This is a genomic window from Pseudomonas sp. MIL9, assembly GCF_016887925.1.
Taxonomy (GTDB): Bacteria; Pseudomonadota; Gammaproteobacteria; order Pseudomonadales; family Pseudomonadaceae; genus Aquipseudomonas; species Aquipseudomonas mohnii.
In genome coordinates this window covers 22,864-36,088 of record NZ_JAFEHE010000042.1, presented here as the reverse complement: position 1 = coordinate 36,088, position 13,225 = coordinate 22,864, and the positions used below count along the sequence as shown (strand labels likewise).

The following is a 13,225-nucleotide window of genomic DNA, read 5'->3' as shown; positions in this document are numbered from 1 at the left end:
CGAGTGAGATAACCGAGCTGTTGCCGCACAGGTGGGCGCCCGTTTAATCACACAAGGTGTGTTGGGCGGACGCTTACGCTGGAGGCCCCAGAGGACCTCGAAGCGCTGGTTGAGGACGAGGGTTTTACCAAGCTGCCTATTTCCCTGTTCCACGGGCAACAGGCAGGAAAACTGCCGGAGATCCATCGCGATCCGTTTGATCGAATGTTGATTGCCCAGGTTCAGGCGGAAGGGCTGGAGTTGATCACCGCGGACGGGATTATTCCGCAGTATGGGATACGGGTGGTTTCGGCAAAGTTGTGAGGGTACTTATAGTTTCCAAACTCACCGCCATCCCCTGTAGGAGCGAGCTTGCTCGCGATGGCGCCAGCCCTTGCACCAACAATCTCAACTGACGGGCTGAAGGGCTGGCAACAAATAGCTATTTCTCACGCCTCAGCCGTTTCACCTTGTCATACAAATACAAAGTGAAAGTGTCTTTATCGTCCGAATGGTGGCAGCGGCGATGACAATTTGGACACAGCGCTACGGCATTGCTTGTCCGATCCGACCCTTTGTTCGCCAGATGCTTAACGTGGTGAACCTCAAGAAACGGCGAGCCGTCCTTTTCAAACGGTGCGGGCTGATCACAGCCTTCGCAGATACCTTTGGCATTCTGCCGAACCCAGGCTCTGACTTCAGGATCGCGAATGTAAGTAGTGCTGTTGGTAGAGGCTTGCTTGGGTTTTAAGATCCCTTTTGGTTCCTTCTCGAACGGTTTCTGCTCTAGGGCAATAGCACGACGTTCAAGTGTGTCTTCATCGGCGGAGGGTTCAAAGGCGTCAGAGGCAAGTGCTTCACGAATTCCGTGTTCAACATTGGCGCCGACATTTTCCGCTGGCCTGTATCCCTTGATACTCGAGCGCCCCATCTTTTCTAGGACTGTAGATATGTTCCGCATACGGAACTCAACGGAGCTTTTGGAACGGTTAGCCAAGGCACCCTGGCGTAGTAAGCGATTCGCTTGGGCCTTATTGAATGTCTGTCCTTTGAGTTCAAGTGCAAGCATCGTCAGATAGGCGCCCACTGCGGCCTTAATTTCCGACGCGCTCCAATCTTCGTTCTTCTTTTCAGTGTCCATACGATCGCCGAGGGTTGAAAACCCTCGGACGATACTGAGTGGCCACTACGACTGTCTACGAAAATTCCTACAGAAAATAACGACGGATCTCGCGATCGTTCCTACAAGCACGTCACCTAACTCATCGAATGCTTCGATGACTGAAACACCTGAGTTACCTTCCGCCACCAAGGCTTAGCCATCGGTACGCGCCGCTGCGTTTGATCGTTTAACAGATACGGCATGTCCCGAAGTCGAATCCAACCTTCATTCTGCCAATGCAGCAGACTCAACGACATTTCCGGCCAATCCAACAAGCTCAACATCGGCCGATCCGAGTTTTCAGATTGCTCCGCATCGCGCAAAGCCGGCACCACCTGGTGGGTCAACCACTCACGCAACAATCGATTCCCCGGAACGTAGTGATACACCAACAGCGCATAGACACCGGACTCGCTGAGCATCAGCTGCTTTTCTGGTTGCCGAAAATACTCAATCCACACAACACGACGCTGATCTTTGTCTAGTTTGCTGACCATACGATCACTCAGATGGACACCCATCAAGCGGCCGATATCGCGAGTGCAGAACCATGGTTGATTTTCAAGGAGGAGGGCGTGGAGGTGGAGGTTGTGGCGGATGAAGATCGTCGGCCTATAAGGATCGCGCATGACCGATCGGTGTGGAGTTTCTGTAGGCATATCCCTTACCTCTACGTTGAAGTTGAAGAGGGCCAGAGCCCGACGTAGAGGATCTAAGAAATCCCAACAAGCCGTTCTCCCGCACACAGAGACGCGCATAAATAGCTGATATCAGCATGCGTTCTATGAGGAGGTTGGCTTCTACGTTGGGCGTTTCTTAGGCACCTGCGACAAAGCTTAGAGACGCTTTGAACAGCAATCAATTCAGAAGGCGCTGGAAGTCCTGTGGGAGGTTTAGCAGCTACTAGGAGTATGAGTAAGAGTTTTCCTACTCCAAAAAAAGCCCCGTTCTGATCGATGATCAGAACGGGGCTTTAATTTTCGATTTGCCGATTTAAATCTTCAAATCACGGCAACCTGAGGGGTTAATCCCAGCTCAACGCCCCACCAGTCTGATACTCAATCACTCTCGTCTCAAAGAAATTCTTCTCTTTCTTCAAGTCCATGATCTCGCTCATCCATGGGAACGGGTTAGTGGTGCCTGGGTACTCTTCTTTCAAACCGATCTGCGACAGGCGACGGTTGGCGATGAACTTGAGGTAGTCCTCCATCATCGCGGCGTTCATGCCCAGCACGCCGCGAGGCATGGTGTCGCGGGCGTATTCGATTTCCAGTTGAGTGCCTTGCAGGATCATCTGGGTCGCTTCTTCCTTCATTTCGGCATCCCACAGGTGTGGGTTTTCGATTTTGATCTGGTTGATCACGTCGATGCCGAAGTTCAGGTGCATGGATTCGTCGCGCAGGATGTATTGGAACTGCTCGGCGACGCCGGTCATTTTGTTGCGACGGCCCATGGACAGGATCTGGGTGAAGCCGCAGTAGAAGAAGATGCCTTCCAGAACGCAGTAGTAGGCGATCAGGTTGCGCAGCAGTTCCTTGTCGGTTTCGACGGTGCCGGTTTCGAACTTCGGATCGGAGATCGAACGGGTGTATTTCAGGCCCCAGGTGGCTTTTTTCGCGACCGACGGGATCTCGTGGTACATGTTGAAGATCTCGCCTTCATCCATGGCCAGCGATTCGATGCAGTACTGGTAGGCGTGGGTGTGGATCGCTTCTTCGAACGCCTGGCGCAGGATGTACTGGCGGCATTCCGGGTTGGTGATCAGGCGGTACACGGCCAGGACCAGGTTGTTGGCAACCAGGGAGTCGGCGGTGGAGAAGAAGCCGAGGTTGCGCATCACGATGCGGCGCTCGTCGTCGGTCAGGCCTTCCGGGTTTTTCCAGAGGGCGATGTCGGCGGTCATGTTGACTTCTTGCGGCATCCAGTGGTTTGCGCAGCCGTCCAGGTACTTCTGCCAGGCCCAGTCGTACTTGAAGGGCACGAGTTGGTTGAGGTCGGCGCGGCAGTTGATCATGCGTTTTTCGTCAACGGCGACACGGGCGGAGGCGCCTTCGAGTTCGGCCAGACCTTCGGCGACGTCGAGGGCGTCCAGGGCAGCCTTGGCGCGGGCGACGGCGGCGGAGTCAGTGGCGGTGACGGCACGGGCTTCCAGGGCGGCGGCACCGCCAGCGCTGTCGAGACGGTCCATGTTGGCTTCGGTGGCGTGGCCAGCGTTGGCGCTCTTGACCGCCACTTCCGTGTCTTCTTTGTCGAATTCGTCCCAGCTCAGCATGACGTGTCGTCTCCTGCGTGAGGGCCAGATTGCCCGTGTGAAATTGATAGGTTGGTTTTTCACACGGCCGTACTGGCCGCGATGGATCTTAAGGAATCGTTTTTTGCAGCAGCTAAGGCAGGCAATAAAACAGAATTTTGTACGGGGTTCCGAGAGCCACTGACGGGCGCAGAAAGCATTGAGCGCTTCTGCGGGGCTTCAGACTGGCTTTTCATCCCTGTAAGGGAATATTGCAGGCCCGTTTAAGGCCGCATTATAGGGAAGTTTTCGGTGCCGTGGTGCGGCGAAATGGCTCACGGATCGGTCGACAGGGACCGTTTTTCGGTCGGAGCGAGGGTTTACAGGGCTTTGGCCGGTGCAGATTTTTTTTCGTAAATTTTTGCCCTGGGTCATTTTTGCTCAAGAAATAACCAGAAAAGGCTTTTTTCACTACATCTTGTGTTTCGAAGGGGGTTTCTCAGGCTCCAGACACAACTAAGCCCGACCGAAGTCGGGCTGGGAACGACCTTCAGTGATCACCTGAAAGTGGCCGACTCGGTGCGCTCATAACCATCTGCAGCGACAGTCGCCGAACCGGTGGTGCGATCGTAGCCGTCGGCAGCCACTGCCGAGCCAGTGTGATCGTAGCCGTCAGCGGCAACGGTGGCCGAACCGGTGCGATCGTAGCCGTCGGCAGCAACGGTGGCCGAACCGGTGTGATCGTAGCCGTCAGCGGCAACGGTGGCAGAACCGGTGCGATCGTAACCATCAGCGGCAAAGGTGGCCGAGCCGGTGCGATCGTAACCATCAGCGGCAAAGGTGGCCGAGCCGGTGCGGTCATAGCCGTCGGCGGCGAAGGTGTTGGCAGCCAGTACCGAGAGGGTCAGGGCGAGGATCAGTTTGCTTTTCATGGGGTGACTCCAAATGGGGTGGCGTTATGTGCCTTGGGTATGGAACGCATGCGACATCTCATAAATTGATTAAAATCAGCTTAAAAAAGCTTAAATAAATCGTATTTATAGATGTATCAGGTTCGGCGCTTCATCTGCCTGCAACGTCGGGCGGCTGGGTCGAACCTTGGGGAGACGAGGGGCGGATGTATCAGCCGCTGGAGCAGCCGTTACCCATCACGCTGTAGCGCAGGATATGACGTTGACCCTTGGAGTCGTCATATTCCATTTTCATCGGGACAACTTCGCAAACATTGGGAACTTCGCTCATGGATATAACTTTGGCGATGTCCAGGTGCATCGAGTAAGTGTAATCCTCTACTACGGGTTGTTGTTGCGCGACATCAGCCGGGACCTCGTCTGCCATGGCGGTAGCGCACAGACTGCTGAGGGCCAGAACCAATAAAGCTTTCATTTAAATTTTACCTTTCATAGGTCGAGTGGGGTCACGCAACCTTTTTGGGGTTGCGTGTGGAGCCGAACAACTTAGTTTTTGGGTTAACTGCCTTCGTGGGGGCTGTAACGTGGTTAACTCAATTTGCCGGGTTGGCGATGCAGATTTTAGGGGCGAGGGGTTTATTCATATAGCCATGCTTTTGATAAACACCTTTGACAGATTTCGTAACAATCCCATGTAGGGAGAACTTGCTCGCGGTGAATCGTGGGGCGCTGCGGGGTGTCAGGTTTGGCGCGTTATTGTTCAGGAGCATCGCGAGCAAGCTCGCTTCTACAAGGGGCGGCGTGATACCGGAACATTCGTTCCAGCCTTGTTTTGCGCTTGCCGGGGCATTTTGTATGGGCTTGTTACTACCATCGTCGAATGGTTCTATAGGGCCGGCCCGGCTACAACGGGGTCATACAAAAACAACTATATTCCCCGAGGTAAGAAAGATGAGTGCGGCTTCCCTGTATCCCGTTCGTCCCGAGGTTCTGGCCAACACGCTGACCGACGAGGCGACCTACAAGGCCATGTACCAGCAGTCAGTCGTCAACCCGGACGGCTTCTGGCGCGAGCAAGCCAAGCGTCTCGACTGGATCAAGCCTTTCACCACGGTAAAACAGACGTCCTTCGACGATCACCATGTCGACATCAAGTGGTTCGCCGACGGCACCCTGAACGTCTCCTACAACTGCCTCGACCGTCATCTGGCCGAGCGCGGCGATCAAGTCGCAATCATCTGGGAAGGCGATGACCCTTCCGAAAGCCGCAACATCACCTACCGCGAACTGCACGAGCAAGTCTGCAAATTCGCCAACGCCCTGCGCGGCCAGGATGTACACCGCGGCGACGTGGTGACGATCTACATGCCGATGATCCCCGAAGCCGTGGTCGCCATGCTGGCCTGTGCCCGGATCGGTGCGATTCACTCGGTGGTGTTCGGTGGTTTCTCGCCGGAAGCCCTGGCGGGCCGCATCATCGACTGCAAGTCGAAGGTGGTGATCACTGCCGACGAAGGCATTCGTGCCGGCAAGAAGATCCCGCTCAAGGCCAACGTCGACGACGCGTTGACCAACCCGGAAACCAGCAGCATCCAGAAAGTCATCGTGTGCCAGCGCACCGGTGGCGACATCAAGTGGAACCAGCATCGCGACATCTGGTACGAAGATTTGATGAAAGTGGCGGGCACCGTGTGCGCGCCGAAGGAAATGGGCGCCGAAGAAGCGCTGTTCATCCTCTACACCTCCGGCTCCACCGGCAAACCGAAGGGCGTGCAGCACACCACCGGCGGCTACCTGTTGTACGCGGCCATGACCCACGAGCGCGTGTTCGACTACCGCCCGGGTGAGGTCTACTGGTGCACCGCCGACGTCGGTTGGGTCACCGGTCACTCCTATATTGTCTATGGCCCGCTGGCCAACGGCGCGACCACGCTGCTGTTCGAAGGCGTGCCGAATTACCCGGACATCACCCGGGTGGCGAAGATCGTCGACAAGCACAAGGTCAACATCCTCTACACCGCACCGACCGCCATTCGCGCCATGATGGCTTCGGGCACCGCTGCCGTCGAAGGTGCTGACGGCAGCAGCCTGCGCCTGCTCGGTTCGGTGGGCGAGCCGATCAACCCGGAAGCCTGGGAGTGGTACTACAAGAATGTCGGCAAGTCCCGTTGCCCGATCGTCGATACCTGGTGGCAGACCGAAACCGGCGGCAACATGATGAGCCCGCTGCCGGGCGCACATGCCCTCAAGCCGGGTTCGGCGGCACGTCCGTTCTTCGGCGTGGTACCGGCGCTGGTGGACAACCTGGGCAACATCATCGAAGGCGAGGCCGAGGGCAATCTGGTGATTCTCGATTCGTGGCCAGGCCAGGCACGCACGCTGTACGGCGACCACGACCGTTTCGTCGACACTTACTTCAAGACCTTCCGTGGCATGTACTTCACCGGTGACGGCGCCCGCCGTGACGCCGACGGTTACTACTGGATCACCGGTCGCGTCGACGACGTGCTCAACGTGTCCGGCCACCGCATGGGTACCGCCGAGATCGAAAGCGCGATGGTCGCTCACCCGAAAGTCGCCGAAGCGGCGGTGGTTGGTGTGCCGCATGACATCAAGGGGCAGGGCATTTATGTCTATGTCACCCTGAAAAACGGCGAGGAGCCGAACGAGCAACTGCGCCTGGAACTGAAAAACTGGGTGCGCAAGGAGATCGGTCCGATCGCCTCGCCGGATGTCATCCAGTGGGCGCCAGGCCTGCCGAAAACCCGTTCGGGCAAGATCATGCGCCGGATTCTGCGCAAGATCGCGACCGGCGAATACGATGGCTTGGGGGATATCTCCACTCTGGCCGATCCGAGCGTGGTGCAGCATTTGATTGATACGCACAAGACCATGAATGTTGCGTAAGTAGCGTTCGGCGTCATCCAAAGCCCCGCCAGGTGTTGAGTCTGGCGGGGCTTTTTCATGTCGGGTGATTGTGTGGTGGCTGTGCGGGCCTCTTCGCGGGCAAGCCCGCTCCCACAGGTTTTTGTAGTGTGGCGTAACTCGCAGGCACTCCATTGATCCTTGTGGGAGCGAGCCTGCTCGCGAAGGCGGCCTGTCGGTCGCCCCTTGCGCAACAGCCAATAATTATCGGTATCCCCTGTAGGCTGTTTCCCGCTGTTACCCCTGATCCTTCAAGTTACTAAATGTGTAACCGCCCGCGCCGATACGGGGCATAGGGAAACGCCAGGCCCCGGATAGGGGCATTCAAAACGCCCCTCAAAAATAAGAACCAATGCTGCGCTTGCCGGATTAGAAGGCTTTGCTAATAATAGGCCCGCAATTTGCAATGTATATCGGTTCACTGTCTTTTGCTCTTGCATGATTTTGCAGGGCTGTCAACGTGCCAAACCGGCTTTCTCAGTGCTTCTGTAACTAGTTGTCGCATTGAAGAAATATCGGCTTCGGGCCTGTCGTTAGAATGCCGATCACTCGCTCGTCGTTGCTCGTGTTGAAAATTCGCACGTGCACTGTAGGACGCAGCAAAACTATCCGGTTCCACTCATTCGCATATTGGGCTGTCGCTCACTCTGCCGTTTTAGCCCTTTACCGATGGAGTCCCAAGATGAAGAAACTCGTGCTGCTTGGCGCCCTGGCACTGTCCGTGCTGTCCCTGCCAACCTTCGCCGATGAAAAGCCTCTGAAAATTGGTATCGAAGCGGCTTACCCTCCGTTCGCTTCCAAGGCCCCGGACGGCAGCATCGTTGGTTTCGACTACGACATCGGCAATGCCCTGTGCGAAGAGATGAAGGTCAAGTGCGTATGGGGCGAGCAAGAGTTCGACGGTCTGATCCCGGCACTCAAAGTGCGCAAGATCGACGCGATTCTGTCGTCCATGTCGATCACTGAAGATCGCAAGAAGTCCGTGGACTTCACCAACAAGTACTACAACACCCCGGCCCGCCTGGTCATGAAGGAAGGCACTCAGGTCAGCGAAGGCCTGGCCGAGCTCAAGGGCAAGAACATCGGCGTGCAACGTGGTTCGATCCACGAGCGTTTCGCCCGCGAAGTCCTGGCCCCGCTGGGTGCCGAGATCAAGCCTTACGGTTCGCAGAACGAAATTTACCTCGACGTGGCCGCCGGCCGCCTCGACGGCACCGTGGCAGACGCTACCCTGTTGAATGACGGTTTCCTGAAGACCGATGCCGGCAAAGGCTTCGCGTTCGTCGGCCCTGCGTTCACCGACGTCAAATACTTCGGCGATGGCGTAGGCATCGCGGTTCGCAAGGGCGACAAGGCTGAGCTGGACAAGCTCAACGCCGCCATCGCCGCCATTCGTGAGAACGGCAAGTACAAGCAAATCCAGGACAAGTACTTCGATTTCGACATTTACGGCAAGTAAGTACGTCGCAACGAAAAGTCCGAAATGGCGCAAGCAACAGGATCTCTGAGGTTTGCGCCATTTTTTCATCCCAACTCTCGAGGACCTGAATCATGTTGAAAGGCTACGGGGCTGTCATCCTCGATGGCGCTTGGCTGACGCTTCAGCTCGCCTTGTCGTCCATGGCTCTGGCCATCGTTCTGGGCCTGATCGGCGTGGCACTGCGCCTTTCGCCGGTGCGCTGGCTGGCCTGGCTGGGCGACCTGTATTCCACCGTGATCCGCGGCATTCCCGATCTGGTGTTGATCCTGCTGATTTTCTACGGGGGGCAGGACCTGCTGAACCGCGTCGCACCGCTGCTCGGCTTTGACGAGTACATCGACCTGAACCCGTTGGCCGCCGGTATCGGCACCCTGGGCTTCATCTTCGGTGCGTACCTGTCGGAGACCTTCCGTGGCGCGTTCATGGCGATCCCCAAAGGTCAGGCCGAAGCCGGCATGGCGTATGGCATGAGCAGTTTCCAGGTGTTCTTCCGCGTGCTGGTGCCGCAGATGATCCGTCTGGCGATTCCGGGCTTCACCAACAACTGGCTGGTACTGACCAAGGCGACCGCACTGATTTCGGTGGTGGGCCTGCAAGACATGATGTTCAAGGCCAAGCAGGCGGCAGACGCCACCCGTGAGCCTTTCACCTTCTTCCTCGCAGTGGCGGCGATGTACCTGGTGATCACCAGTGTCTCGTTGCTGGCATTGCGTCACCTTGAGAAGCGCTACTCGGTAGGCGTAAGGGCGGCTGATCTATGATCTTCGACTACAACGTCATTTGGGAGGCCTTGCCGCTGTACTTCGGCGGCCTGGTGACCACCCTCAAACTGCTCGCACTGTCACTGTTCTTCGGCCTGCTGTGTGCATTGCCGCTGGGCTTGATGCGCGTCTCGAAAAACGCTGTCGTCAACATGACGGCCTGGCTCTACACCTACGTGATCCGCGGCACGCCGATGCTGGTGCAGCTGTTCCTGATCTACTACGGTCTGGCGCAGTTCGAAACCGTACGGGAAAGCTTCCTCTGGCCTTGGCTGTCGAGCGCGACCTTCTGCGCGTGCCTGGCGTTCGCCATCAACACCAGTGCGTACACCGCCGAAATCATCGCCGGCAGCCTGCGCGCCACGCCGAACGGTGAGATCGAGGCGGCCAAGGCCATGGGCATGTCGCGCTTCAAGATGTACAAGCGCATCCTGCTGCCATCGGCCCTGCGCCGGGCCCTGCCGCAGTACAGCAACGAAGTGATCATGATGCTGCAGACCACCAGTCTGGCGTCCATCGTGACCCTGATCGACATCACCGGTGCCGCGCGCACGGTCAACGCCCAGTTCTACTTGCCGTTCGAGGCGTACATCACCGCTGGCGTGTTCTACCTGTGCCTGACCTTCATTCTGGTGAAGCTGTTCAAACTGGCCGAGCGCCGCTGGCTGGGCTATCTGGCCCCGCGGAAGCACTGATATGGAACGCATTGATCATCTATTGCCGTGGAGCCATCTGGGCAGCGAACGCCGGATTTCGGTGTTCCGCTTCGGCACCGGCGAGCGCAAGGCTTACATCCAGGCCAGCCTGCACGCCGATGAGCTACCGGGTATGCGCACGGCTTGGGCGCTGAAAAAGCGCCTGGCCGAACTGGAAGCCCAAGGCTTGTTGAACGGCGTGATCGAGCTGGTGCCGGTGGCCAATCCACTGGGCCTCGGTCAACTGCTGCAAGGCAATCACCAAGGGCGTTTCGAGGCGGGCAGCGGCAAGAACTTCAACCGCGATTTCGTCGAGCTCAGCGCGCCAGTGGCCGCCGAAGTCGCCGGGCACCTGGGTGATGACCCGCACGCCAACATCCGTTTGATTCGCCAGGCCATGAGCGATGCGCTGGCCGCATTGCCACCGGCCAGCAGCCAGTTGCAGGGCATGCAGCGCATTTTGCTCAGCCATGCCTGCACCGCCGATGTGGTGCTGGATCTGCATTGCGATGCCGAAGCGGCGCTGCACATGTATGCCTTGCCGCAGCATTGGCCGCAGTGGCGTTCACTGGCCGCGCACTTGAATGTGAAAGTCGGTCTGCTGGCGGAAGATTCCGGCGGCAGTTCCTTTGACGAGGCCTGTTCGCTGCCGTGGTTGCGTTTGTCGCGTCTGTTCCCGGATGCGCAGATTCCGTTGGCGTGCCTGGCGACCACCCTTGAACTGGGTGGTCAGGCCGACACCGGTCGCGCTGAATCCGAGGCTCACGCCGAAGGCATTCTGGCGTTCCTCGCCGAGCAGGGATTGATCAGCGGCGAGTGGCCGAAACCTGCGCAGGAAGCGTGCGAAGGCATGCCCTTCGAAGGCACTGAATTGTTGTTTGCACCGCACCCTGGTGTGGTGAGTTTCCTGCGCAAGCCCGGTGAATGGGTGGACGCCGGAGACGAAATTTTTGAAGTGATCGATCCGCTGGCGGATCGGGTCAGCACGGTGTGTGCTGGTACGTCCGGGGTGCTGTTTGCCATTGAGCGGCTGCGTTACGCCCAACCCGGTTTCTGGCTGGCCAAGGTGGCGGGGCGCGAAGCGCTGCGTCACGGGCGCTTGCTCAACGACTGACTGACTGTTTTTGTGAGAACCGACCGCATGTACAAACTTGAAGTCCAAGACCTGCATAAACGCTATGGCAGTCACGAAGTGCTCAAGGGCGTGTCCCTGAAGGCGGCGGCGGGTGATGTGATCAGCATCATCGGCTCCAGTGGCTCCGGCAAAAGTACCTTCCTGCGTTGCATCAACCTGCTGGAGCAGCCGCACGCGGGCAAGATCTTGCTCAACAACGAAGAACTGAAACTGGTGGCGAACAAGGACGGCGCACTCAAGGCTGCCGACCCGAAACAGCTGCAACGCATGCGTTCGCGCCTGTCGATGGTGTTCCAGCATTTCAACCTGTGGTCACACATGACAGCGCTGGAAAACATCATGGAAGCGCCGGTGCATGTACTGGGCGTGTCCAAGGCCGAAGCGCGGGAAAAAGCCGAGCACTACTTGAACAAAGTGGGTGTGGCTCACCGTAAGGATGCTTACCCGGGTCATATGTCCGGCGGCGAACAGCAGCGCGTGGCGATTGCCCGCGCGTTGGCGATGGAGCCGGAAGTGATGCTGTTCGACGAACCGACCTCGGCCCTCGACCCGGAGTTGGTCGGCGACGTGCTGAAGGTGATGCAGGCCCTGGCCCAGGAAGGCCGGACCATGGTGGTGGTGACTCATGAAATGGGCTTTGCCCGTGAAGTGTCGAACCAGTTGGTGTTCCTGCACAAAGGTGTCGTCGAAGAAAGCGGCAACCCGCGCGAAGTGCTGGTGAATCCGCAATCCGAACGCCTGCAGCAATTCCTGTCGGGTAGCCTGAAGTAATCAGGGCTGCCGTTGTGCACCGCGATAGTGCATGCTTCGCAACCTAGAGATCGATCCCTGATCCCTGTGGGACCTGGCTTGCCAGCTCCCACAGGGGACGATGCTGGTTTTGAGATTTGCGTTCATTTACGGGCTAGCATTGGCCCATGCCTTCATCACCGTTCTTCGTTTCGGATTGCCCGCCATGACTGCCCATCGAATTGGTTTCCTTGTTTGGCCCAGCACTAAAGCACTGACGCTTGCGCTGGCTGAGGAGGCCTTGCGTGTTGCCCAGCGTGTGCATCCGGAGGTGGTTTACGAATTGTCGTTCCTGCAGGCCGAGCCACCGGCCGAAGGTGCCTGGCAATTGCCCGGCGAGGCGTGGACCGGCAAGCTCGAAAACTTTCAGAAACTGTTCCTGCTGGCAGATGAGCCACCGACCAGCCTTGCCCCGGCGCTCAGCAGTGCGCTGAAGCAGCTGGTGCGTGCTGGTTGCGTGATCGGCGGTCTGTCGGCCGGTGTCTACCCGTTGGCGCAACTCGGTTTGCTCGATGGTTATCGCGCGGCCGTGCATTGGCGCTGGCAGGACGATTTCGCTGAACGCTTCCCGAAAGTCATCGCGACCAGCCATCTGTTCGACTGGGATCGTGATCGCCTGACCGCGTGCGGTGGCCTGTCGGTACTCGACTTGCTGCTGGCGGTGCTGGCCCGCGATCACGGCGCCGAGCTGGCCGGTGCGGTCTCTGAAGAACTGGTGGTCGAACGTATCCGTGAGGGGGGTGAGCGCCAGCGCATTCCGTTGCAGAACCGTCTCGGCTCCAGCCATCCAAAGCTCACCCAGGCGGTGTTGCTGATGGAAGCCAATATCGAAGAGCCGTTGACCACCGACGAAATCGCCCAACATGTGTGCGTGTCCCGTCGGCAGCTGGAGCGGATTTTCAAGCAGTACCTCAACCGTGTGCCGAGCCAGTACTACCTGGAACTGCGCCTGAACAAAGCCCGGCAGATGTTGATGCAAACCAGCAAGTCGATCATTCAGATCGGCCTGTCTTGCGGCTTTTCCTCGGGGCCGCATTTCTCCAGCGCCTACCGCAACTTCTTCGGCGCCACGCCGCGGGAAGATCGCAACCAGCGGCGCAGCAGCAGCCCGTTCGAGTTGTCCTCGGTGCCGTCGGAGCGCGGTTGATCCGCGCCTGA

At 57.9% G+C, this 13,225-nt stretch carries 13 protein-coding genes; 8 read left to right on the top strand and 5 right to left on the bottom strand.

The features are described from left to right. Positions 1-78 precede the first annotated feature (78 nt). Positions 79-303 carry a type II toxin-antitoxin system VapC family toxin gene (locus tag JQF37_RS30915; protein WP_204149921.1) on the top strand — a complete coding sequence of 75 codons (225 nt, stop codon included), beginning with the start codon at positions 79-81 and terminating at the stop codon, positions 301-303. A 118-nt stretch (positions 304-421) separates the two neighbouring features. Here the strand turns inward: JQF37_RS30915 and JQF37_RS30910 are convergent, their stop codons facing one another. The 5 genes from JQF37_RS30910 to JQF37_RS30890 form a co-directional block, all read right to left on the bottom strand. Then, complete coding sequence (locus JQF37_RS30910; protein ID WP_204149920.1) at positions 422-1,120, bottom strand: HNH endonuclease; 699 nt, start codon at positions 1,118-1,120, stop codon at positions 422-424. Positions 1,121-1,236: 116 nt separating this feature from the next. Further along, positions 1,237-1,770, bottom strand: a complete 534-nt coding sequence (locus tag JQF37_RS30905) for a Bro-N domain-containing protein (RefSeq protein ID WP_130211497.1) — start codon at positions 1,768-1,770, stop codon at positions 1,237-1,239. A 395-nt stretch (positions 1,771-2,165) separates the two neighbouring features. Then, entirely contained in the window at positions 2,166-3,413 is a 1,248-nt protein-coding gene (locus tag JQF37_RS30900) for a ribonucleotide-diphosphate reductase subunit beta (RefSeq protein ID WP_090324615.1), read from the bottom strand. A gap of 515 nt (positions 3,414-3,928) precedes the next feature. Further along, on the bottom strand, positions 3,929-4,303 hold the full coding sequence (locus JQF37_RS30895; RefSeq protein WP_130211498.1) for a heme utilization protein: 375 nt from the start codon (positions 4,301-4,303) through the stop codon (positions 3,929-3,931). Between the two features lie 190 nt (positions 4,304-4,493). Beyond that, complete coding sequence (locus JQF37_RS30890) at positions 4,494-4,757, bottom strand: DUF2790 domain-containing protein (protein WP_130211499.1); 264 nt, start codon at positions 4,755-4,757, stop codon at positions 4,494-4,496. A gap of 476 nt (positions 4,758-5,233) precedes the next feature. On the opposite strand from JQF37_RS30890, the gene acs reads away from it, so the two are divergent. The 7 genes from acs (at position 5,234) to argR (ending at position 13,214) form a co-directional block, all read left to right on the top strand. Further along, positions 5,234-7,189, top strand: coding sequence for an acetate--CoA ligase (gene acs, locus JQF37_RS30885; protein ID WP_103405942.1), 1,956 nt, complete (start codon positions 5,234-5,236; stop codon positions 7,187-7,189). Positions 7,190-7,889: 700 nt separating this feature from the next. Next, on the top strand, positions 7,890-8,666 hold the full coding sequence (locus JQF37_RS30880) for an ABC transporter substrate-binding protein (protein ID WP_130211501.1): 777 nt from the start codon (positions 7,890-7,892) through the stop codon (positions 8,664-8,666). 92 nt (positions 8,667-8,758) lie between these two features. Then, a complete protein-coding gene (locus JQF37_RS30875) occupies positions 8,759-9,448 on the top strand; it encodes an ABC transporter permease (RefSeq protein WP_047532379.1) in 690 nt (229 codons plus the stop codon). Next, positions 9,445-10,143: an ABC transporter permease gene (locus JQF37_RS30870; RefSeq protein ID WP_103405943.1), complete on the top strand. Its 699-nt coding sequence runs from the start codon at positions 9,445-9,447 to the stop codon at positions 10,141-10,143. The genes JQF37_RS30875 and JQF37_RS30870 overlap by 4 nt, the downstream gene beginning before the upstream one ends. A 1-nt stretch (position 10,144) precedes the next feature. Beyond that, positions 10,145-11,257 (top strand): M14 family metallopeptidase, encoded by a 1,113-nt coding sequence (locus JQF37_RS30865; protein WP_130211502.1) that lies wholly within the window; start codon positions 10,145-10,147, stop codon positions 11,255-11,257. Positions 11,258-11,284: 27 nt separating this feature from the next. Beyond that, positions 11,285-12,049, top strand: coding sequence for an ATP-binding cassette domain-containing protein (locus tag JQF37_RS30860; protein WP_007971015.1), 765 nt, complete (start codon positions 11,285-11,287; stop codon positions 12,047-12,049). Positions 12,050-12,233: 184 nt separating this feature from the next. Then, entirely contained in the window at positions 12,234-13,214 is a 981-nt protein-coding gene (argR, locus tag JQF37_RS30855; RefSeq protein ID WP_047532376.1) for a transcriptional regulator ArgR, read from the top strand. Positions 13,215-13,225: the final 11 nt, after the last annotated feature.